This is a genomic window from Hymenobacter lapidiphilus (assembly GCF_013377885.1).
In the GTDB taxonomy this organism is placed as follows: domain Bacteria; phylum Bacteroidota; class Bacteroidia; order Cytophagales; family Hymenobacteraceae; genus Hymenobacter; species Hymenobacter lapidiphilus.
On the sequence record NZ_JABKAU010000001.1, the window covers coordinates 78957 to 101152 of the forward strand.

Annotated in this window: 22 protein-coding genes; 14 read left to right on the forward strand and 8 right to left on the reverse strand. The window is 58.0% G+C overall.

Features of this window, described 5'->3' with window-relative positions:
* The first annotated feature begins 2 nt into the window (after nucleotides 1–2).
* The 6 genes from HW554_RS00330 to hisIE all read left to right on the forward strand — a co-directional run bounded on the left by HW554_RS00330 (nucleotide 3) and on the right by hisIE (nucleotide 4921).
* A complete protein-coding gene (locus HW554_RS00330; protein WP_176906358.1) occupies nucleotides 3–431 on the forward strand; it encodes an Imm50 family immunity protein in 429 nt (142 codons plus the stop codon).
* A gap of 19 nt (nucleotides 432–450) precedes the next feature.
* Nucleotides 451–1569, forward strand: a complete 1119-nt coding sequence (gene hisB, locus HW554_RS00335; protein ID WP_176906359.1) for a bifunctional histidinol-phosphatase/imidazoleglycerol-phosphate dehydratase HisB — start codon at nucleotides 451–453, stop codon at nucleotides 1567–1569.
* A gap of 240 nt (nucleotides 1570–1809) precedes the next feature.
* Nucleotides 1810–2403, forward strand: a complete 594-nt coding sequence (gene hisH / locus HW554_RS00340; RefSeq protein ID WP_176906360.1) for an imidazole glycerol phosphate synthase subunit HisH — start codon at nucleotides 1810–1812, stop codon at nucleotides 2401–2403.
* A 138-nt stretch (nucleotides 2404–2541) separates the two neighbouring features.
* A complete protein-coding gene (hisA, locus tag HW554_RS00345) occupies nucleotides 2542–3258 on the forward strand; it encodes a 1-(5-phosphoribosyl)-5-[(5-phosphoribosylamino)methylideneamino]imidazole-4-carboxamide isomerase (RefSeq protein WP_176906361.1) in 717 nt (238 codons plus the stop codon).
* 173 nt (nucleotides 3259–3431) lie between these two features.
* Entirely contained in the window at nucleotides 3432–4190 is a 759-nt protein-coding gene (gene hisF / locus HW554_RS00350) for an imidazole glycerol phosphate synthase subunit HisF (protein ID WP_176906362.1), read from the forward strand.
* Nucleotides 4191–4282: 92 nt separating this feature from the next.
* Nucleotides 4283–4921 carry a bifunctional phosphoribosyl-AMP cyclohydrolase/phosphoribosyl-ATP diphosphatase HisIE gene (hisIE, locus tag HW554_RS00355; RefSeq protein ID WP_176906363.1) on the forward strand — a complete coding sequence of 213 codons (639 nt, stop codon included), beginning with the start codon at nucleotides 4283–4285 and terminating at the stop codon, nucleotides 4919–4921.
* Between the two features lie 60 nt (nucleotides 4922–4981).
* Here hisIE and HW554_RS00360 read toward each other — a convergent pair whose 3' ends face one another.
* Nucleotides 4982–5608 carry a hypothetical protein gene (locus HW554_RS00360; RefSeq protein ID WP_176906364.1) on the reverse strand — a complete coding sequence of 209 codons (627 nt, stop codon included), beginning with the start codon at nucleotides 5606–5608 and terminating at the stop codon, nucleotides 4982–4984.
* Nucleotides 5609–5810: 202 nt separating this feature from the next.
* Here HW554_RS00360 and HW554_RS00365 point away from each other — a divergent pair, with 202 nt between their 5' ends.
* Together HW554_RS00365 and HW554_RS00370 are read left to right on the forward strand one after the other, a co-directional pair.
* Nucleotides 5811–6602 carry a glycosyltransferase gene (locus HW554_RS00365; protein ID WP_176906365.1) on the forward strand — a complete coding sequence of 264 codons (792 nt, stop codon included), beginning with the start codon at nucleotides 5811–5813 and terminating at the stop codon, nucleotides 6600–6602.
* Between the two features lie 17 nt (nucleotides 6603–6619).
* On the forward strand, nucleotides 6620–7312 hold the full coding sequence (locus tag HW554_RS00370) for a lipid-A-disaccharide synthase N-terminal domain-containing protein (protein WP_176906366.1): 693 nt from the start codon (nucleotides 6620–6622) through the stop codon (nucleotides 7310–7312).
* A gap of 162 nt (nucleotides 7313–7474) precedes the next feature.
* Here HW554_RS00370 and HW554_RS00375 read toward each other — a convergent pair whose 3' ends face one another.
* A complete protein-coding gene (locus tag HW554_RS00375; RefSeq protein ID WP_176906367.1) occupies nucleotides 7475–8452 on the reverse strand; it encodes a GDP-mannose 4,6-dehydratase in 978 nt (325 codons plus the stop codon).
* A gap of 341 nt (nucleotides 8453–8793) precedes the next feature.
* Between HW554_RS00375 and HW554_RS00380 the strand changes: the two genes are divergently transcribed.
* The 4 genes from HW554_RS00380 (at nucleotide 8794) to HW554_RS00395 (ending at nucleotide 12401) form a co-directional block, all read left to right on the forward strand.
* Nucleotides 8794–9690: a glycerophosphodiester phosphodiesterase gene (locus tag HW554_RS00380; protein ID WP_176906368.1), complete on the forward strand. Its 897-nt coding sequence runs from the start codon at nucleotides 8794–8796 to the stop codon at nucleotides 9688–9690.
* A gap of 76 nt (nucleotides 9691–9766) precedes the next feature.
* Complete coding sequence (locus HW554_RS00385) at nucleotides 9767–10384, forward strand: ArnT family glycosyltransferase (protein WP_176906369.1); 618 nt, start codon at nucleotides 9767–9769, stop codon at nucleotides 10382–10384.
* Between the two features lie 1316 nt (nucleotides 10385–11700).
* A complete protein-coding gene (locus HW554_RS00390) occupies nucleotides 11701–11988 on the forward strand; it encodes a transposase (RefSeq protein WP_176906370.1) in 288 nt (95 codons plus the stop codon).
* Nucleotides 11988–12401, forward strand: coding sequence for an IS3 family transposase (locus HW554_RS00395; RefSeq protein ID WP_176906371.1), 414 nt, complete (start codon nucleotides 11988–11990; stop codon nucleotides 12399–12401). Before HW554_RS00390 ends, HW554_RS00395 begins: the two co-directional genes overlap by 1 nt.
* Nucleotides 12402–12532: 131 nt before the next feature.
* On the opposite strand, the gene HW554_RS00400 is transcribed toward HW554_RS00395, so the two are convergent.
* The 6 genes from HW554_RS00400 to HW554_RS00425 all read right to left on the reverse strand — a co-directional run bounded on the left by HW554_RS00400 (nucleotide 12533) and on the right by HW554_RS00425 (nucleotide 20663).
* Nucleotides 12533–13552, reverse strand: a complete 1020-nt coding sequence (locus HW554_RS00400; RefSeq protein ID WP_176906372.1) for a hypothetical protein — start codon at nucleotides 13550–13552, stop codon at nucleotides 12533–12535.
* Nucleotides 13553–14837: 1285 nt separating this feature from the next.
* Complete coding sequence (locus tag HW554_RS00405) at nucleotides 14838–15977, reverse strand: tetratricopeptide repeat protein (protein ID WP_176906373.1); 1140 nt, start codon at nucleotides 15975–15977, stop codon at nucleotides 14838–14840.
* A 96-nt stretch (nucleotides 15978–16073) separates the two neighbouring features.
* Nucleotides 16074–18671, reverse strand: coding sequence for a DNA gyrase subunit A (gene gyrA / locus HW554_RS00410; RefSeq protein WP_176906374.1), 2598 nt, complete (start codon nucleotides 18669–18671; stop codon nucleotides 16074–16076).
* A gap of 215 nt (nucleotides 18672–18886) precedes the next feature.
* Nucleotides 18887–19138: a hypothetical protein gene (locus HW554_RS00415; RefSeq protein ID WP_176906375.1), complete on the reverse strand. Its 252-nt coding sequence runs from the start codon at nucleotides 19136–19138 to the stop codon at nucleotides 18887–18889.
* A 50-nt stretch (nucleotides 19139–19188) separates the two neighbouring features.
* The gene (locus HW554_RS00420; RefSeq protein WP_176906376.1) at nucleotides 19189–19896 is read right to left on the reverse strand and encodes an HAD family hydrolase; all 708 of its coding nucleotides are present in this window, start codon (nucleotides 19894–19896) and stop codon (nucleotides 19189–19191) included.
* Between the two features lie 89 nt (nucleotides 19897–19985).
* Entirely contained in the window at nucleotides 19986–20663 is a 678-nt protein-coding gene (locus HW554_RS00425; RefSeq protein WP_176906377.1) for an HD domain-containing protein, read from the reverse strand.
* 143 nt (nucleotides 20664–20806) lie between these two features.
* Here HW554_RS00425 and parS point away from each other — a divergent pair, with 143 nt between their 5' ends.
* Both parS and HW554_RS00435 read left to right on the forward strand, forming a co-directional pair.
* The gene (parS, locus tag HW554_RS00430) at nucleotides 20807–21253 is read left to right on the forward strand and encodes a type II RES/Xre toxin-antitoxin system antitoxin (protein ID WP_246285016.1); all 447 of its coding nucleotides are present in this window, start codon (nucleotides 20807–20809) and stop codon (nucleotides 21251–21253) included.
* A gap of 124 nt (nucleotides 21254–21377) precedes the next feature.
* On the forward strand, nucleotides 21378–21830 hold the full coding sequence (locus tag HW554_RS00435) for an RES family NAD+ phosphorylase (protein ID WP_176906379.1): 453 nt from the start codon (nucleotides 21378–21380) through the stop codon (nucleotides 21828–21830).
* The last annotated feature ends 366 nt before the right edge of the window (nucleotides 21831–22196 follow it).

Consider the following 22196-nt stretch of genomic DNA (forward strand, 5'->3'; position numbering starts at 1 on the left):
TTATGATCGAAAACCCGGTGATTCATCGAATAGCCAATTCGGAGGTGGTCATTCAGCATTTCGGGTATTGGCCAGGTTTTCACGATGCAGAAATCAGAAAAGTAACGTTTGAAGCCAATCCAGGCTATTATCCGGCGGTTGTTTTTCTAATTGAAGCTTTCGAGACAACGCGCGACACGGATGAGCGCGGTTATTATCGACTAGCAAAGCAATGCGAAATCGAACTTCGGTTTACGGGCATCAAGGAAATCGACTTTGATGGATTTGGTCATCAAAATGTCATCTTGAAAATGGAATTTGACGAACAGGACGGTGACCTCACCTGCACGATTGATTCGTCGGTGGGCCTAGATGCATTTATTGTTACTCAAGCCGTCGAGGTCGTGAGTTTGATGTTAACGACAACTACAACCCTTACAGCGCCTGAGTGACCAACACTTTTACTTACTCATGAAAAAAGTACTCTTCATTGACCGCGACGGTACAATACTCGTCGAGCCGCCGACGGATTTTCAGGTAGACGCGCTGACGCGGGAGAAATTCCAGTTTGTACCCGGCGCTATTACCGGTCTGGCGCGCATTGCCCGCGAGCTGGACTACGAGCTGGTGCTGGTGAGCAACCAGGATGGCTTGGGCACCGCCAGCTACCCCGAGGACACCTTCTGGCCGGCCCATACGATGATGCTCGACGTGCTGCGCTCGGAAGGCGTGGAGTTCGTGCGCGAACATATTGACCGGAGCTTCCCCCACGAGGACCAGCCCACCCGTAAGCCGGGTACCGGCATGCTGCAGCAGTACTTGGGCGAAGCCAGTGGTTACGACCTGCCGGGCTCCTTCGTCATCGGCGACCGGCTGACCGACGTGGAGCTGGCCCATAACCTGGGCTGCCAGTCTATCCTGCTGCAGCCAGAGGAAGGGGAGGGGGCTGATGAGCGCGCCGCCCTCACGACGATGAGCTGGGAGAAAATATACCAGTTCCTGCGCCTGCCCGCCCGTACCGCCGTGGTGCAGCGCGACACGAACGAAACCAAAATCCGTATCGAGCTCAACCTCGACGGTCAGGGCCGCCCGCAGATGCATACCGGTCTGGGCTTCTTCGACCACATGCTCGACCAACTCAGTAAGCACTCGGGCGTGGATATGAAGATTGAGGTGCAGGGCGACCTGCATATCGACGAGCACCACACCATCGAGGACGCGGCCATTGCCTTGGGCGAAGCCTTCAGCCAGGCGCTGGGCGACAAGCGCGGACTGGCCCGCTATGGCTTCCTGCTACCTATGGACGATGTGTTGGCCCAGGCGGCCATTGACTTTTCGGGCCGGCCCTGGCTGGTGTGGGATGCCGAGTTCAAGCGCGAGAAAATAGGAGACATGCCCTGCGAAATGTTCTACCATTTCTTTAAGAGCTTCGCCGATGCTGCTCGTTGCAACCTCAACATTAAGGCCGAAGGGCAGAACGAGCATCATAAGATTGAAGCTATTTTTAAGGCCGTAGCCAAGGCCATCAAAATGGCGCTGGTGCGTGATGCGGGCCGCATGGAAATTCCAAGCACTAAAGGTATTTTGTAGGTTATTCATTTGTATAAACAAATGAATAAACAGGTGGATGGTATTTGTTGTGCCCTGAAGGAGAGTAGCTGATGTGACGACCTCCCGTTATAGCCATCATCTTGTTATAGCCATCATCTTGCTGGCTCTGCAAACCAACGCGTGTGTGGCTTACTTAAAACAAGAATCTGAGGCGTTATACTGATGTATTCAAATGTTAAAACAAGTGAATAAACCCCTTTCTGAATCGAAGACATTCAAATGGAAATAGCCATAGTTGACTACAAGGGCGGTAACGTGCAGTCGGTGCTGTTTGCCCTGGAGCGCCTGGGCGTGCAGGCCACCCTCACGGCCGACCACGACGTGCTGCGCCGGGCCGACAAGGTGCTGTTCCCCGGTGAAGGCGAAGCGGCCTCAGCCATGCGGGAGCTGCGGGCCCAGGGCCTGCACGAGCTGCTGCCGACACTCACGCAACCCTTCCTCGGTATCTGCCTGGGCATGCAGTTGCTGGGCCGGCATACCGAAGAAGGAGGAGGCACCGACATGTTGGGAATCCTGCCCTTCGATGTGGTGCGCTTTACGGCGGCCGCGCCGGAGCATAAAATTCCGCATATGGGTTGGAACAACCTGCAGCAGCTGCGCAGCCCGTTGTTTGAGGGCCTGCAGGCCGACGACTTCGTGTACTTCGTGCACAGCTACTACGCGCCGGTGGGCAACTATACTATTGCCGAGGCTGAGTATCCCGCACCCTTCAGCGCCGCGGTGCAGCATGAGAACTTCTACGCCGTACAGTTCCACACCGAAAAGAGTGGCCCGGTAGGTACCCGTATCCTGGAAAACTTCCTCAAGCTGTAAGAGCGTCATGCTGAGCGCAGCCGAAGCATCTCTACCGCTTCGTTGCATTTAGCAGGATTAGCATTGCAGTAAAGATGCTTCGGCTGCGCTCAGCATGACGCTCTTAATAATAGACAACCAGTACCTGATAACCAACCAATGGAAATCATTCCCGCCATCGACCTTATTAACGGACAGTGCGTGCGCCTGACGGAGGGCGACTTTACCCAGCAGACCACCTACGACTCCGACCCGCTGGCCGTGGCCCAGCGCTTCGAAGCCGCCGGCGTCAAGCGCCTGCACCTCGTCGACCTGGATGGGGCCCGCGCCCGGCAGCCGGTGAACCTGCCGGTGCTCGAACGCATCGCCCGCCACACCAGCCTGCACATCGACTTCGGGGGCGGCCTGCAGAGCGAGGAGGCCGTGCGCCAGGCCTTCGACGCCGGGGCCCGGCAGATTACGGCCGGCAGCATTGCCGTGCGCGAACCTGAAACGGTGAGCGGCTGGCTGACCACATTCGGGGCCGGCCGCATCATCATCGGGGCCGATTACCGCGACAACTACATTTCTATCAATGCCTGGGCCGAGCAAAGCGAGCGGACCCTGCGTGAGTTCGTGGAGAACTACCTGGCCGCCGGGGCCACCACCTTCATTTGCACCGATGTGAGTAAGGATGGCAAGCTTCAGGGGCCTTCGCTGGACACGTACACCGAGTTGCGCCAGCAGCTGCCCGCCGCCGAGCTCATTGCCAGCGGCGGCGTTACGACCATTGCTGACGTGGAGGCGCTGGCTGCCGTAGGCATGCATGGCGCCATAATCGGCAAGGCTATCTACGAAGGTACTATCACGCTGGAGCAGCTGCGGCCCTGGCTGTAAGTTTACCGAACGGTTCTTCTGTCCATCCTGCGCATGTTGCGCTTGGAGCAAGGACGAAGGACCTGGTAACATCTAAAGGAAATGGATCAATGGCATTGTGCTGCCGGGACAAGGCCCTTTGTCCTTGCTCCAAGCGCAACATGCGCAGGATGACAGTTTAACTCAATTCGTAAATGCTGACCAAACGAATCATTCCCTGCCTCGATATTAAGGATGGCCGCACCGTGAAGGGCGTGCAGTTCGAGGGGCTGCGCGACGCCGGCGACCCGGTGGCGCTGGCCGCCCGCTACGCCCGCGAAGGCGCCGATGAGTTAGTGTTTCTCGACATCACGGCCACCAACCAGAAGAGGGCCACGCTCATTGCCCTGGTACGTGAGGTGGCCCGCGAGTTGGATATCCCGTTCACGGTGGGCGGCGGCATTGGCTCGGTGGCCGATGTGGAGGCGCTGCTGCTAAATGGCGCCGACAAGGTGAGTATCAACTCGGCCGCCCTGGCCCGCCCCGAGCTCATCAACGAGCTGGCCGCCCGCTTCGGGAGCCAGTGCATTGTGGTGGCCGCCGATACCCGCTACAACGATGCCGATGGCTGGCAGGTGTACACCCGCGCCGGCACCAACAACACCGGCCGCAACGCCGTGGACTGGTGCCGCGAGGCCGCCGACCGGGGCGCGGGCGAAATCCTGCTGACTTCGATGAGCAACGATGGCACCAAGGACGGCTTCGCCCTCGATATCACCGGGGCCGTGAGCCGGGCCGTGCCCATCCCGGTTATCGCCTCGGGCGGCGCCGGCTCAAAGCAGGATTTCACCAACGTGTTCCAGCTAGCCAGCGCCGACGCCGGTTTGGCCGCCAGCATCTTTCACTTCGGCGAAATCGGCATCCGTGAGTTGAAAGAACACCTGCGCCAGGACGGCATTCCGGTTCGGCTGTAAAGGCGTTGTCAGTTGGCAGTTGTTCGTTGTCAGGATTGATAAGCGAAAACACCACCACTGACAACGAACAACTATCAACTGACAACTACCAAATGGACTTTGCTAAAATGCCCGATGGGCTGATTCCCGTAATTGTGCAGGATGCTGCCACGGGCCAGGTGCTGATGCTGGGCTACCAGAACGAGGAGGCGCAGCGCGTAACCCGCGAAACGGGCCGCGTCACGTTCTTCTCGCGCTCCAAGCAGCGCCTCTGGACCAAGGGCGAAACCTCCGGCAACTACCTCACCGTAGTGAGCGAGCACGAAGACTGCGACCAGGACGCGCTGCTCATCCGGGCCATTCCGGACGGCCCCACCTGCCACCGCGGCACCACCAGCTGCTTCGAGCAGCCCGACCAGACGGCCTACCCGGCCCCGGCCGTGGGTTTCATTGCCGAGCTGGAGCGGTTGGTACAGCGCCGCCATCAGTTTCCCGATGAGGACCCCAACTCGTACACCGCCTCGCTCTTCCGCAAGGGCATGCCCAAAATCGCCCAGAAAGTAGGGGAGGAGGCTGTGGAAACTGTTATCGACGCCGTGGGTGGCAACGTGGCGGGCCTCAAAGGCGAGGCCGCTGACCTGTTATACCATTTGGTGGTACTACTGACAGCTTCGGGCCTGTCGCTGGAAGACGTGGTAGCCGTTTTGCGTGAGCGGCACAGCACTATTTCGGGGGGCGTGCGCCGGGAGTAAGCAGTGGCAGTAGCAGGATCAAAACACTGGGGCGGCCTTTTACGGCCGCCCCAGTGCTGGTTAAAAAGCGTAGCCGACCTGTAAATCCGCGCCTGTGGTAACGTGCACATCCATGCCGCCCTTGCGCGGGCGGCCGGGCACTACATACGACTCGCGGCGGGCTGTGAAGTCGTAACCGGAACTGCCGCTCAGCAGCCAGCGGCCTTTGCGCAGCTGGTAGCCCACACGGGCCGTAACCGGAGCGTGCACCTGAATGTCGCTCACGTAGCCGCCGGGGCTGTTGCTGTCCTGTTGAAATTCCTCGGCTACCACCTGCAGACCGCCGCCCACGAACAGGCCCGCGGCGGCTTTGCGCTGGGGCCAGAGAAAATACCGCAGCTGGGTGCTTACCAGAGCGCTGTTGAAGAGGCCTCGGCTGAGCCTGACCCGTTCGTATTCCCCGGTAAACGAGTTCAGTAGTACGGTGTACGTGCTGGCATCTCGATGCACGCCGCCAATTCCCACACGCATTGCCCACCGGTCGGTCAGCAGCCACTCGTAGCTGAGGCTGGGATAGTGCGTGGCTCCGCCGTATTCTGCGCGGTGCACGCCCAGGTACAGGGCGCGGCGCGCGGTGGGCGGAGTGAGGGCAGTCGAGTCGGCCGGTGCCGGTAGCAGCAGGCTGATAATACTGGTTAACAGTAACATTGGATAAAGACAAAAGTGGGGAAAGATGCGGTGGTAACGGTAGAAAACGCTGGAAATTATATGCTCCGCTGAGGGAAATCCGGCTCATATAATACAGTTGTTGGATAGCTGGGGTAAGATACTCCCGATAGCATGACGGTTGCATGGATGCCCCTTCTACATTCCTTCCGTACCTTGCCGCCCCTCTTCTCAGCCGCTCTATATGTCCGCTTCCAACCCTTCCTATCTGTCCGAGCAAAGCCTAACGGTGCTTGTACCCGTTTATAATGAGGAGGAGAGCCTGGGGCAGTTTGTGGTGGAGATGGACAAGTTTCTGGCCCTCACGCCGGTGCCCACCACGGTGCTGTTCGTGAACGATGGCTCGACGGACGGCTCGCTGGCGCTGCTGCGGGAGGTGTGCGGCAGTAAGTCGGGCTATGAGTTTATCAGCCTGAGCCAGAATCGGGGCCTGAGCACGGCCATTAAGGCGGGTATCGACCACGTCCGCACCACGCTTATCGGCTATATCGACTCTGACATTCAAACCACACCGCTTGATTTTTTGGGCTTCTTCGAGTTCTTTCCCGAGTTCGATATGGTGAACGGTATTCGGGCCAAGCGGCAGGATACGTTGGTGAAAAAGCTTTCCTCGAAAATAGCTAACGGGGTGCGCCGCACGCTCATCAACGACGGCATTCAGGACACGGGCTGCCCGCTGAAAATTATCAAGGCCGACTATGCCCGCCGGCTGCCGCTGTTCCATGGCATGCACCGCTTTCTGGGGGCGTTGGTGCAGTTGCAGGGCGGCCGCGTGAAGCAGCTGCCGGTGCGCCACTTCCCGCGGTTTGCGGGCACGGCCAAGTACAACCTCTGGAACCGGGCCTGGAAACCACTGGTCGACACGTTCGGCTTTCGCTGGATTCGTTCGCGCTGGAAGAACTATGAAATAGGGGAGCAGCACGTCGGCGCTCCGGCGGCCCCTGCCTTGGTGGGGCAGTCAGGTAATACCTACTAAGCCGGTCGGAGGTGGGGATGCTGAAGATCCAAACGCTGCTGACGACGGCCAACGTGGCGCTGGTTATTGGGCTGGTGTCGCAGCTGTTGTTTTCAAGCCGCATCGTGCTGCAATGGATTCAGAGCGAGCGGGCCCGGCGGGTGCTGGTGCCCACGCTGTTCTGGCAAATCAGCCTGGTTTCGTCGTTTCTGATGCTGGTATACGGCCTGCTGCGCCACGACCCGGTGATTTTGGGCGCCCAGCTCATCAGCTACGCCATTTATGTGCGCAATCTGCAGCTGCTGGGTGAGTGGGGCAAACTGCCGGCCTGGTTCCGGGCCGCGGCCTACGGGCTGCCGGTGGCGTTGCTGAGCTGGTTTGTGGCCGGCAACCGCCATTTCAGCCTGCGGGCCATGTTGGGCACCGAAATACCCGGTGGCCTGCTGGTATTGGGCACCGTGGGCCAGGCTATTTTCCTGCTGCGCTTCGTGTATCAGTGGATTTATTCCGAGCGCCGGGGCGAGTCGAGCCTGCCGCTGAGCTTCTGGGTTATCAGCCTGGTTGGTTCACTGCTGATTCTGGCCTATGCCATTATGCGCCGCGACCTGGTGCTGTTTATTGGCAATATCTTCGGCACGGTGGTGTATGCCCGCAATATTGTGCTGCTGCGCCGGCAGCTCCAGCAGGAACCGGTCCCCCTCAGCTCCGAAACCCCGCCGCTGGGCCGCTAGGTTTACGGCGAACAACGTAGGGGCGGGACTTCGCTTCGCGGTCCTGCGGCTGCCCCCGCCCGCCATTGAACGGGACCACCGGAACGGCCGGGCTTGCGTACCGTTGTGCCGGCGGGGGCAACCGCAGGACTGCGAAGCGAAGTCCCGCCCCACGTCGTGCTGTTAAAGGTCTATCGGCTGTTCTGCCAGCCAGTCAACGAAAGCCCGGAGGCCCTCGTTTAGGTTGGTTTGGGGAGCATAGCCCAATAGCTGCCGGGCTTTACTGATGTCAGCGTAAGTTATGTCCACGTCGCCGGGCTGCATGGGCCGGAACTCCAGGCGCGGCTCTATGCCTACGGCCCGGCCCACGGCGGCAATGAGGTCGAGCAGGGGCACGGGCTGGTGGTTGCCCAGGTTCAAGGTTTCGTACACGCCGTGGTGCGCCAGCAGATACTCCACGCCCCGGGCAATGCCGTCCACTGTATCAAGTACAAAGGTGTAGTCGCGGGCTGTGCTGCCGTCGCCGAATACCGGAATGGCTTCCCCGGCCTGTAGCAGCCGCACGAACTTGTGGATGGCCAGATCGGGCCGCTGCCGGGGGCCATACACGGTGAAGAAGCGGGCATTGAGGATATCGAACCTGTGGAGGTGATGGTAGGTGGCCGTAAGCTGCTCGCCGCTGAGCTTGGAGGCCGCATAGGGCGAGATGCAGCTGGCCAGCAGGTTCATGTCCTCGCGGAAGGGCTGCTCGGGGGCGTTGCCGTACACTGAGGAGGAAGAGGCGAAAAACAGTTTCGTAATGTCGCACTGGCGCATCCACTCCAGCAGGTGCGCCGTGCCGAGCACATTATTATCGAGGTAGGCAACGGGTTCCCGCACCGAGGGGCCCACGCCGGCCTTGGCGGCCAGGTGCACCACAACGTCTACCGGGTCGGCTGGCAGTGCGTCTACCAAGGCGTCGGTGCCGCGGCGCAGGTCGGTTTCGTGGAAGCTGAAGCGTGGGTGAGCCCGGCAGACCACTAGGTTACGCTCTTTCAAGGTACGGTTGTAGAAAGGGTCGAAGTTATCGAGGCCGATAACGCGGTGACCGTCGTGGAGCAGGCGCTCGGCCAGGTGCGAGCCGATAAAGCCCGCGCAGCCCGTAATCAGAATAGAAGCCATGAAAAGAGGCAGAGCAAAGGTCAATCGGAGCCCGTAGGGGCAGCTGAGCAAATGTAGCTCGATTTCGGCGTCCGTCGGTTGGTAGTTGTTTGCCGTCGGTACTGCCAACTGCGCTGTAAGTAGTAAGCGGCGTAATACCTGTAGCTTTCAGCAGTACTGTAATCAACCCTGAAATTGTGCCGGTTGCTGCCCGTATTGCAGTACCCGTGTTCCAGCAGCTACCAGTAGTTTGTTTGTGCCACCGCCGTATTTACTACGCTATGTTCCTGAGTTTGCATAAGCGGCCGTTATCGGTCAGTTCCGGCTTACGGCGGCGCCTGTATAGGGCCACATGGTCTGCAGTGCTACTCCTGCTGCTGAGCAACTGCCCAGCCCTGAGTCAAGTTCCGACCAGCAGACAGGTGCCCGTATCGGTGGCTTCGGGTGAGGGGCCGTTGGCTATTGGGCATGCAGGGTCGGGCTTCCTGACGCTGTTTCGACCTTTCAACCCGTTGCCACCCAGCAGCAGGCAGAGTATTTGGCAGGCCCTGGCTCGTGGGGCCGATGGGGTAGAGGTGGACGTGCGCCTGAGCCAGGATAGCGTGGCCATCCTTTACCACGATTCTCAGCTCCAATCGATGACGACCGGCACGGGCTGCGTAAGTCAGACCCCCGCCCGCGTCCTTACCCAACTGCACTATCGGGTCCGCTGGCCTTATCGGTGGTTCCAGCCGCACGAGCAGGTCGGCCGACTCGACAGCCTGCTGGCCTACCTAGGGGAACGGCCCACGTTTCCTTACCTGCACCTCGACCTGCACGAAGACGACCCCTGCGCAACTGACAACCCGGCCCGCGACGCGGCCCTGGCCCGGCAGTTACACCAACTGGTGCAGCGCTACCGGGTACCGCCCGCCCGGGTTACCATTATCAGCCGTAGTCCGGCCATGCTCCGGCAACTGGCCCGGCTGCTACCAACTGTGGGTCTGGGCCTGGAAGTTGGAGAGGCCGCTTATCCGGCTGCTATTGCCGGGCTCGATGGCCTGCCTGGAGTGGGGGCCGTAGTGTTGCATAAAAATTCTTTTACTCCCGAGCGGCTTGCCCAACTGCATGCGCTGGGGCGCCAGGTGGTGGTGTTTGGGGGGCGCTCGGCCCGGGCAGTGGGCCGGGTGGTAGCCATCGGCCCCGATGCCTATGAAGTTGACAACCTGCGGCAGCTGCAACGCACATTACGCCGTCTGTACCCAGCAAAGCGCAGGTAGCCGTCCCGCTACCTGGTATGCGTCAGTTAAGCGCTGCTATAACCTTACTTTTCCTGTTTCCCTCGCCACATTCTACATGTCGGATCAAGCCGCACGCCCTCAGCCCCACGCCTCTTTCATTACCCGTTTGCTGGCCTCCCAATGGGGACGGGCGCTTTTGCTGGGGTTGGTGTGCGGAGTGAGTTTTTTCCTGCACAGCGGCGCATCGGCCGTCAGCCTGATGGATAGCCGCAACTTTGTGGCCGCCCGCGAGATGGTCGCCGGGGGCTCATGGCTGATTCCGACGATGAACCAGGAACTGCGGCTGGCCAAGCCTCCACTGCCTACCTGGGCCGTGGCAGGCCTGCAGCAACTAACCGGGCCTACCGACAACCTGGCGCTACTGCGAATACCTGCGGGACTGGCCGCCACGCTGCTTGTATTCTTTTTCTGGGGTTTATGTTGTGAGCTGACCCGCCGCCAGCCCTTCGAGAATACTGCCCCGGGCCGTACTGCCTGGCTCGCGGCGCTGGTGCTGGCCACCAGCCTGCTCGTTATTACTACAGGGCGCGAAGGGCAGTGGGATATATTCGCCAGCAGTCTGGCAATGGGGGGGGCTATGTATGGCTGCTGGTTGGCGGCTGGCAGCGGCCGGTGCGGCAAGCGTATCTGTGGCTGGCAGGGGCAGGGTTTCTGCTGGGGTTGGCCGTGCTAAGCAAAGGTCCGGTGCCTCTCTATGCGCTGGTTCTTCTTTTTGTGCTCGCTTATTTAGTTGGTCAGCCCAACCATCGGCGGGCGGTACGGAGCCTTACTGGTGCCACGTTATTGGGGGGCGTGCTGGCCGTTATAATCGGGGGTAGTTGGCCGCTCTACGTCTGGTTGAAAGTGGCCCCGGCTGCACGTGCCGTGGCCCGGATCGAAATAGCATCGTGGGCAGATCGGCATGTGCAGCCTTTCTGGTATTACTGGCCTTTTTTCGCTTTCACCGGCTTGTGGGCGCTGGTGGCGCTGGCCGCCCTGGCGTGGCCCTATGTCCGCCCGAGGCTGCGGGGCTTTATCCCGTAGCCCGTATGCCGTAGTCTTGGGTTGGGGGCTCATTGGTCTGCTGCTGCTGAGCATCGTGCCCGAAAAGAAGGAACGCTACATGTTGCCGCTCATGTCCCCATTGGCCTTGCTGGTGGCCGGCCTGCTACGCTACTGGCAATCCGCAGACCCAGCCCGTCCCGCTAGTGTCCTCGACGCCTTCCTTCCCCGGATTTGGGCCACTCTGCTACTAGTGCTACTTTTGGCGCTGCCCGTCGCCATGGCGGTCGTCGGGTTTCCCGGTTTCGGGGTTGGTTCGCTCCGGTTTGGGCTGATGGTGGCGTTGTCCGCAGTATTGGGCTTAGGGCTGATCAGGGAAGGGGTTTTGCGGGGCCGGGTGAGTTTCCTTATCAGTAGCACGTTGGCTATGGTGTTGAGTATTATCGGGCTGGCAATGCCGGCTTTTCCGCGTTGGGAAGCCCGTCGTGATGTAGCCGGTCGGCAGCATATGCGGGAGGTAAAGCATTTGCCGGGGTTTCGAGGGGTGGGGGAGTGGTATAGCCTCGATACACTACACGTTAAGCAGGTTTGGGCCGCCGGTCAGACGGTACCCATCTGGCATCCTACTATTATCCAACTGTCCGTCTTGACTCATCCGATAGTTGCCGTATCGGGACAGCCAGCGGAGGAAAGGCTACCGGCAGGCTGGGCTGGGTTTATCCGCATTTCCCGGCAGGATTCGTTTTATCTGGATAGGAGCCGGAATTCGGGCGTATGGTTTTTTTCTAAGTTAGAGCCTATTGATAGAACTTCTCGGTGAATCTCAATAGGCTGATGACAAGATAGTTGGGCTATAAATTACTTAACATAATTATTAACTAAGATAGAATGTCTGCTCTAGATGGTAGGAGTAGAGCGTCTTTATTGATTGCAGTCTTCAGAATTTACTGCATCTTGTAGTACTCCCCAAAGTTTGGACAGTTTGTGGTGGCTATCTTAGTCAACGCCATGAACCCAAAACGTACCCGTCGCCGCTTCACTGCCGAGTTCAAAGCAGAAGTGGCCTTAGCCGCGCTGACAGAGCGGCAGCCGCTGGCCGAACTGGCTGCCCGCTATCAGCTGTCGGTGCCCCAGATTAGTCGCTGGAAGCTGCACTTGCGCCAGCAGGCGGCGCAGGTGTTCACCGACGCCGGGGCTAGCCCCGCGGCCCCGCCCGACGTCGAGCCCTTGTATGCCGCCATCGGACGGCTGGAAATGGAAAACCAGCTGCTAAAAAAAACGCTGCCCACCTGGTAGTGGCCCAACAACGCGCCCTGGTGCAGGCCAGTGAGGCGGGCTCGGTGCAGGCCCGCTGTCAGGCCCTGGGCCTGGCGCGCAGCAGCTACTATTACCAGCCCCGGGGCGAAACGGATCTGAACCTGACGCTCATGCGCCTGCTCGATGAGGAGTTCACGCGCCACAATTTCAAGGGCGTACTCGGCCTACGCGACCATCTCCGCCTACTGGGCCACCAGGTCAATGAAAAGCGGGTGCGCCGGCTCGTGCGGCTTATGGGCCAGGAGCCGGTCTACCCCAAACCGCGCCTGAGTGTGCCGGGGCAAGGCGTGACGCGCTATCCGTATCTGTTGCGCGAACGGGTGCTGAGTGCTCCCAATGAGGTGTGGAGTTCGCTCAAAATCCTACCTTCAGCCCCCAACCCATTTGCTTAACAAACGCCTCCTAAACTGTCCAGTTTTTGGGGAGTAGTACAGATGGGAATAGAGCGTAACAGCAGTTCGGGCTTACACTATCCACAAATTACGTGTGATAGTGTAAGCCCGAACTGCTTGTTATTACCCGACTATTCGCTTAGCTGACGCTTGATCTTGTTCAATAGGGCCTGCACTAGTTCCAGGTCATCAACGTGCTCAATAGTCAGTTGTGTGTTTAGCCCAGGGCCGTGCAGATGGATAGCAAACGTATTTATAGGTACAGCAAGCTCCTGTGTTACTGTTGCTGCTTCAGTAGTACCCATAGCGGCCACGGTTGGGCTAGCAGTAGCCCTCAGCGTCTCTATAGGTTCTGGTTGGTCTTGAGGTCCGGCCGGTACAAAGCCCGAAGATTGCAGAATGCCTGACGTATCAATGGTCCCAGCAGAAACGGTGGTTTTAGGCTGATCATCTATATCATCCGTGTCGAGCCCAAACAGGCTGGATACAGCATCCGAGAGGCGTTGTACGGGGGGGGGCTGAGGTACAAATGCTGGTTTCGCAGACATACCGGATACTGTGGGTGTGGTATGTTCATTATGAGCATTATTGTCAGGGCCACCCACCACCGATTTAAACCGGCTGAGTGGTAGTTCTGTACTGGCCAGTTCCCGGCGTGGCTGTTGCTGGGCAGTCAGCTGGTCGATATCGGCAATGACGTTCTGCTCATCAAGCACACCAACCATACGTGCACCATCGATAAATGCTTTGGTAACGGCCTGAGCATTGATTTCCTCCACGCCAAACTCACGCACCAGCATTACGTCGAACATATGCACAGGTAGCTCGCGGTTCCTGAACTTACGGCAGATCTGCGTGAACAGGGGCGGGTGCAGGAAAGCCTCGCGCTCATAGATTCGTTCTTCCTGCTTATCGTAGGCGTTCTTAATACGACGAAACAGGTTCGTAGTAGTCAGCAACTCCCGCTTGCTAGTCAAGAGACCAAATTTAACGGCTGAGCCTATGATGGCCTTGAAAGAGCCACTTACCTTGCGGTTAAGCTTACGGGCAGCTGTTTCGATAGCACACTTGCCACCCGTGTCATCAACAACTTCAGCAACTTCCCAAGCACTCTGATATGATGTGCGGGGATAATCTATTGTCTTTGGCATAAGAAGAGATAATGAGTGGTACTACAACTACCCAGAAACAATAATAGTCAAAAATAGAGTAAATAGTAATAATAAGTAGTATATAGTACATAAAAGTAATACTTTATTATACTTTTTATACTTTTTTTTACTATTATAGAAGTCTATCCCCATAACTATATAAACTATATAAATACCTTCTTATGTATGGGCGAGCGGAGCAGGAGCACGGGTTAATTCACTGCTACAAAGCTTGCTTTATACATCACAGCCGCTCCACAGCAATAGTTGCCAAGTCAACATCATCGAAAGCCAGCTATCAGTAGAAGCCTACCAGAAGCGCTGAAACTGATGCCTTATCAGATGCTGATGAAATTTCACACCTTAAATAGGAGTGAGGAACAATTTTCTTCAGGAAGATTTGCGATATAGTGTGCATCCAACTGTCCGCTAAGGCCCAAGCCACCTGAAAAAGCCGATCCGCGAAGACGGTCGATAATAGCGCATTCAAATTCTCTATACAAAGGCGTTAGAGTATCATGTACGATTTTGCAAGCTATTTAACCAGCCGCGTCACGTATGGAAAAACGCATAGCTCATAACGAGAACTATAGCGGTTTCGTGAACCGTAGACACAGGCTGTAGACACAGGCTGTAGACACAGGCTGTAGACACAGGCTGTAGACACAGGCTGTAGACACAGGCTGAGAGAAGCATCTTTGCGTCTTATCGTCCGCACCGTTAAACGGGCCGTTTATTGTGTCCGTTTTTAACGGTGCGGACGATAAGACGCAAAGATGCTTCTCCACATCGAGCTGGATGCACCGTTCGCGAAACCGCTATATACACAACTCATAAGCAGCTCACACACCTTCAGCCACATTAGATTCTATCCGTTTCTATTCTGCCTCATGACCCAACTAGAAATGCACCAAGCATATCCATCTAGTTCAGAAAAGCTCGGGTGGCGTATCGGTAGCGGCTGTTACTCATCAATATTAGCAAACGCTAAAAGGAGCCATTTCAGAAATAGCTGGGGTGGCACTCTGAAGCACCGGATTAGCCTGTGCGATATAGTAGTTACAAAACTATGTCTGACTCTTATTATAAGAAGGCACACTACAAACAAGACTTAGCAAGAGTGTCCGGACATAACTTTCGTAGTGCGTAAACCTATATTATCTTTTGTCTTATAATTTATATTATGTTAAGTAATGTATAGATAAATACGGCCGACTACATAGCCGGCCGTATTTTGGAGCTCCCCTACGCTCACTAATTGAGCTGGAGAAAAATGCAGAGAATCTTACTTAGCTGCATCCAGTTTATCCATCATGCGCTGCGAATCTGCTTTACGGTCCAAGCGCAGATACACTTTCTGGAGCGCGCTCATTGTGCCACGGTCATTAGGCTGCACTTCAAGAGCCTTCTCGAAATACGGCAGCGAATCCTGGAAGTATTTTCTGCCTTCTGAATCCAATTTCTTTCCTGATTTCTGGTATTCCGCCAGACTCATCTTGCTAGCCCGGGTATAGAAATCAGCGGCCTTATTATAGTTGTAAATGCCAATATTGAAGTTGGCATCAAAATTATTCGGGTCTATTTCCACAGCTTTCCGGTAAGCGGTCAGTGCTTCAACCGGCTTCTTATCGGTATCCAGCAACGAACCCTTCACAGCATACAGATTCGAATTGGTTGGGTCGGCAGCAATAGCACGGTCAATCTTAGCCAGCGCCTCCTTGCCGCGGCCGGCGCTCAGGTCCATGTTCAGGTCTTCGAGCATGAAGCCTTTATTGTTCGGATATGCCTTCAGCGCATCCTGCACCACTTTCATTGCGGCAGCATCATCTTTCTGCTGACGAGCAATCTGCAGCATCCGGCCGTACATCTGGGTCGACTGATAGCCGATGCCCTGTAGCTTGCCATACATTTCCTTGGCACCAGCGAAATTCTCATTCGCTTCGGCAGCATAAGCAGCGTACAGATACGCTGTCGTGTCCTGGGGCTTGATCTGCTGGGCCATCCGATAGGCGTCCATAGCCTTTGCGAAGTCTTTGCTATTATAGCTTTCGACGCCGGCGTTCAGGGCCATACCGTACAGTCCGTCGAGCTTGGCCTCGGCCTGCTTGCCATACTCACCGTCCTTACCGTCCAGGCTCAAGGCCTTGGTGTAAGATTCGAAGGCAATTTTGGCTCCGTCTTCGGTACCGAGGCTTTTCTTATAGATAGGGCTATTTACCATGTCCCCGTAGATTTCGCCCCGGGTAAACCAGGTTTTAGCCTTACCCGACGTTTTTTCGTTGGTAACTGCCTTATCGATTTCTGTCTTGGCCTTGTCCAGGGTACCCTGGCGCTGGTAAAGAATGGCGTTGGTAACAGCCGAGTTCTGGGCCGAAGCCGTGTGTAGGGCGGCAGCGGCCACAAGCGTTAAAAGAACTTTCTTCATGGGAGTTGAGTGAAGAATCTGCAGGTTAGTGGAAGGAATTATAGCGCAAACGGCAGAACTTCCGGGGAAGTTCTGCCGTCGCAAGTTAACAACTGCTTAGTTAGCGCTAAGCGTGTCCGGGTCGGTCAGCTCCGTCAGGTCGTCGTCCGGGGCAGCGGCGGCCGGCAATTCGGCCGGTGCGCTACCGTTGGGCTCCGCTCCTTCCACCAGCGTTACATCTGCCTCAAGCTCCTCGATTTTCTCTTCGGCTGCCACTTTGGCCACCGACGAAATTTCGTCGCCGTTGCTGATTTTCAGCAGCCGCACGCCCTGGGTGGCACGACCGATGCTGCGTAGCTCGCTCATCCGCAGGCGAATGGTGATGCCCGACTTGTTGATAATCATCAGGTCGTCGGTGTCATCCACGGCCTTGATGGACACGAGCTGACCGGTTTTATCGGTCAGCTTCATGGCCCGCACGCCTTTGCCGCCGCGGTTGGTGATGCGGTATTCGTCGAGCGGGCTGCGCTTACCGTAGCCGTTTTCCGATACCACCAGCAGCTCCTGCTCGCTCTCGTTGTTGAGGCAGACCATGCCCACTACCCGGTCGCCGCCGGCCAGCGTTTCATCCAGCGTGATACCGCGCACGCCGGCGGCGGTGCGGCCCATCGAACGGACTTTGTGCTCGGGGAAACGAACGGCCCGACCGGAGCGCAACGCCAGCACTACTTCATCATTGCCATTGAGCAGCTGCACGTCGAGCAGCCGGTCGCCCTCGTTGATGCTGATGGCATTGATGCCGGCCGTACGGGGACGCGAGTAGGCTTCGAGCGGGGTTTTCTTTACCGTACCCTGCTCGGTGCAGAACATCAGGAACGTGTTGTCGAGGTAGTCGGGGTCGCGCAGGCCGCGCACGTTGAGCACCGAGCGGATGTTATCCTCGCGCGGAATCTCAATCAGGTTCTGAATCGGACGACCCTTGGTATTCTTGCCACCTTCGGGTACTTCGTACACTTTCAGCCAGAACACCCGGCCGGCTTCGGTAAAGAAGAGCAGGTACTCGTGGGTAGTGGCCACAAACAGGTGCTCCGTAAAGTCGTCCTGCTTGGAAGCGGCCCCGCGGGCTCCTACCCCACCGCGGCCCTGGCTGCGGTATTCATCGAGGGCGGTGCGCTTGATATAGCCTTCGCGCGAAATGGTGATAACCATGGCCTCGTCGGCAATCATGTCCTCCATCGAGAAGTCGCCGCCGGCGTACTCAATCATGGTGCGACGGGCGTCGCCGTAGCGCTCCTTTATTTCGGCCAGCTCGGTGCGGATGATATCGCGCTGCATATCCTCGGAGGCCAGCACGGCCTTGAGGTGGTCTACCAGCGCCATCAACTCGTTGTACTCGGCCACAATCTTGTCGCGCTCCAGACCGGTAAGGCGCTGCAGACGCAGATCGAGAATAGCGCGGGCCTGCACTTCGCTCAGCGAGAAACGCTCGATGAGCTGCCCACGGGCTACTTCGCCGTCGCGCGAGCTGCGGATGAGGGCAATGACTTCGTCCAGATGGTCAAGCGCAATCAGCAGACCTTCCAGAATGTGGGCACGCTTCTGGGCTTCGGCCAGCTCGTAGCGGGTGCGGCGCACCACCACGTCGGCGCGATGCTCCACGAAGTAATGAATCAGCTCCTTGAGGTTGAGCGTCATCGGGCGGCCCTTCACCAGGCACACGTTGTTGACGCCGAACGAGCTTTGCAGCTGGGTGTACTTGTACAGGTTGTTGAGCACCACGGTAGGCATGGCGTCGCGCTTGAGGTCGTACACGATGCGCATACCGTCGCGGTCCGACTCATCGCGCAGGTCGGATATGCCCTCAATCTTTTTGTCGTTGATGAGCGCGGCCGTTTTCTCGATCATCGAGGCCTTGTTCACCATGTAGGGAATCTCGGTGATGACAACCTGCTCCTTACCAGTGCTGGTAGTTTCGAAGTGGGCCTTGGCCCGCATCACCACCCGGCCGCGGCCGGTTTCGAAGGCCTGCTTTACTCCCTCGTAGCCGTAGATGGTACCGCCGGTCGGGAAGTCGGGGGCCGTCACGTGCTCCATGAGCTCGGCAATCGTGATATCGGGGTTGGCCAGGTAGGCCACGATGCCGTCAATCACTTCGGTCAGGTTGTGGGGGGCCATGTTGGTAGCCATGCCCACAGCAATACCGGTAGTGCCGTTGACGAGCAGGTTGGGGAACTTAGCCGGCAGCACCGACGGCTCCTCCAGGGAGTCATCGAAGTTGGGCTGGAAGTCCACCGTATCCTTGTCGAGGTCACCGAGCAGCTCATCGGCGAGGCGCTTGAGGCGGGCCTCGGTGTAACGCATAGCGGCCGGCGAGTCGCCGTCGATGGAACCGAAGTTACCTTGGCCATCGACGAGCGGGTAGCGCAGGCTCCACTCCTGGGCCATGCGCACCATGGTGTCGTACACCGAGGAGTCGCCGTGCGGGTGGTACTTACCCAGTACTTCGCCCACAATACGGGCACTTTTCTTGTGTGCTTTATTGTACGAAACGCCCAGATCGGACATGCCGTAGAGCACGCGGCGGTGCACGGGCTTGAGGCCGTCGCGCACATCGGGCAGCGCCCGGGAGATGATAACCGACATCGAGTAATCGATGTAGGCTCCGCGCATCTCATCTTCGATATTAATCGGAATGATTTTTTCGCCTTCCGCCATAGGGAGCTTATAGTCGGCCGGTAAATCTCCAGGGTACTAGAGGAGCTTACAGGCCCGTGAAAATGAACTTCGTTGAAGCCTGCAAGATACGCAAAAAAGCCCGTTTTATCTAGCCAGAACGACTATTACAACCACCACCGGGAGCCCCCTTACCGACCCGGCCGCAATGCCTGGCGCGGCCGGGTTCGGGGCGCTGTGCGCATCCGCCAATGTGCTTAGTCGTTGATGGTCCGGCTCCGGTCGTTTTTGCGTTTCACCGCATCGGGCTTATACACCTTGATTTTCTCGCCGATGGCCGGATTCTGCTTTTTCCAGAGCGGCTGTCCACGGAACTTGGTACCGTTGTGCATATGCGCCTTACGGGTGTGACAGGATTCCATGGGGCAGGTGCGGCACGACGAAACGGCCAAAAGGCAACCCACAGCCAGCAGGCCCAGACGGGAGGAAAACGAACGGGGAGTATTCATTGGCGTAAAGGTACCAAATATGACGAAGCGAAGAAGACGCCCGGTTGCTCTTAGCAGGGGGCGGCTGTTGTCAGCAACGCGTAGACTAGCTCCAACGGCTCCAGACTACTCAGCTCGGCCACTGCCGGCGTCGGCGCCACGCTCCCCCCACGGTTGAGCCACACCGGCCGGATACCCACGGCTTGTGCCCCCACCACGTCGGCAATCCAGTTGTCGCCCACCATCACGGTTTCGGCCGGCCGGGCCCGCAGGCGCTGCAAGGCCACGTGGTAAATGGCGGGGTCGGGTTTGAGCACGCCCACGGCCTCCGACGTAATCAGCGCATCCACCAACCCGCTCATACCCAGAAAATCGAGCTTCTCTTCCTGCTCGCTCGTGCGGTTGTTGGTGACTACGCCTATCCGAAAATCGGGCTTGAGCCGCTGCAGCAGTGCCAGCGCGCCGGCCACCGGCTGCCGGAACTGCCGGTAATGGCCGTAGTGCTCCTCGGCCAACTGCGCCAAGCTACCGGCCGTCGGGGCCGACTCGTAGGGTGCCAGCAACTGCCGGAACCGCAGCTCCCGCGCCGTCAGGTAGTCCAGTTCGCCGCGCATCACTCGCGGGTGCATCTCCTCCAACAGGTCGCTATAGCGCTGGTACAGCACATCGGCCGGCACCCCGCGCAGACTGGCCCACCCGGCCGCCGTGGCCGCCAGCGCCGTCCGGGCCGTAGCGGTGTGGTCGTAGAGCGTATCGTCGAGGTCGAAGAGGACGGTCATGATTTTTAGCTGAGAGCTGTAAGCTTTTAGCTTTTAGCTTTTTCGTTTAACGGCAGCCAATAGCTCACAGCTAATAGCTAATAGCTTTTTTAAACGTCCTCCCCTTCCCACTCGCGCAGAAACTGCCCCAGAAACTGCTCCATATACGCGTGGCGCTCCTCGGCTACCCGGCGGGCGGCAGGCGTGTTCATCCGCTCCCGCAGGTGCAGCAGCTTTTCATAGAAGTGGTTGACGGTGGGTGCCGTGTTCTGCTTGTAGCTCTCGAACGTGTCGTGGCTGACGGGCGGCACGGCGGGGTCGTGCAACTGGCGGTTTTTGTGGCCCCCATAGGCAAAGGCCCGGGCCACCCCGATGGCCCCGATGGCGTCGAGCCGGTCGGCATCCTGCACCAGCGCGCCTTCTACCGAACTCATGGGCGTGGGTACGCCGAGGCCCTTAAAGCTGATTTCGCGGATGATGGCCTCCACCCTATCCATTACGGCCGGATCGGCGTGCTGGCTGGTCAGCCAGGCGCGGGCGGCGCGGGGGCCGGCCTCTTCGTCGCCGTCGTGAAATTTCCAGTCGGCCACATCGTGCAGCAGCGCGCCCAGCTCGGTTACCAGCATGTTGGCTTCGGGAGTTTGGGCGGCCAGGCGGCGGGCTACCTGCCACACCCGGCGGATGTGCTCCCAGTCGTGGCCCGAGCCCTCGTGCAGGAATTTTTCACGGATGAAGTCGGCCGTACGACTGATAAGGAGCAGATCGGGGGAAGCAGAGGAAAGGGACATAGTAGAGGCGATAAAGCGGATTGCCGACAAAAGTAGGCCGAACCAGCGGGCCCGGCCACAAGGGTTACCGGGAATTATTAGTCAGCTCCCGGAGTTTCTCGTATATTGCCTTCAGATGACGCTTAAAAATTCCGCAAATGACAATGGCTCGTAGTACTTCCGTGGCCGACATGGTAGCCCTGATGGGTGGCCCGGCCGTAATTCCGCAGCTCGTACGCAACGAGATGGATCTGCTGGGCGTGGCCATCAAGGGCCTGTCGGTGCAGGCCGTGCGGGCGTTGCAGCGCCATCTGGGCTTTTCCAACAAGGAAATGAGCGCCGTGCTGGGCGTGTCGGAAAGCACCCTGACGCGGCGCGAGCAGAACCAGAAACCCCTCACGCTCGACGAAAGCGAGAAGGCCATTCAGCTCTCGGCCGTACTGGCCAAAGGCATGGAGGTATTCGAGGAGGAAGCCGACCTGCATTTCTGGCTCAACTCCCCTATCCCTGCCCTGGGTGGTCAGAAACCCAAAGACCTGCTCTACTCCGTTATAGGCCGCGGCCAGGTACACGACATCCTGGGCCGCATCGAGCACGGACATTTTTCTTAGACGCTAGAAGTTAGGAGCCAGGAGCTAGAATCAGGAAGCTTAGCAGACAGACTTGCTCCTAACAGCCAGCCACTTCTGACTTCCAGCTTCTAGCTTCTGACTCCTAGCTCCTAGCTCCTCGAAAATGAAGCTTTACCGTTTGGGGAAGGCCCCTTATATATCGGATACCTCGGGCAAGGGCGGGCTATACTATGGGGGGCGCTGGCATCCGGTGGGCCGGCAGATTCTGTACACGGCGGAGCATTTGTCGCTGGCGAAGCTGGAAGTACTGGCCAACTCGCCGGTACTGCCGCGCCGCTACTTCGCCCTCACGCTGGAAATACCCGACGATATGCCCTTCCTGGAGTACGCCCCGGCCGATTTGCCTGTCAACTGGCAGCAGGTGCCCTACCCGGCCGAGCTAACCGAACTGGGCCGGGCCTGGCTGGATGCTGGTACGCACTGGGTGTTGCGCGTGCCCTCGGCCCACGCCCCGGCCGAGTGGAACTACCTGCTCAACCCGCTGCACCCCGACCACGGCCGACACCTGCGCGTACTGAGCATGGAGCCACACCCGTTTGACGAGCGGCTGAAGTAAGCTCAGCGTTATGCTACCAGCGCGGCGGCCCACACGTCAACTAAGCGTCTGCTTCACGTAAGCTATTCCAACGCTGCCCCGACTTTATTAAACTGTACGTTTCGTTGTCCCGTGGGTCGCGTTACAGGCCTGTAGCGTCCTATAAAACGGGCGCTATTTTTCTTTTCTTTACTTCAGACTATACATTTTTTATAACCATCCAACTAACTTTCTCCAGCCTTATCAATTATTGTTATTCGCGTTAAGTCAAGTACATATACTCCTTTGTAAACCAGCTATAGATTGTCTTATATATTATTTTTGATTGCGGTAAATCCAGAGTGCAGCAAAGGGGCGTAAGTGGGGTCAGATTGTTTCAATCGTCTC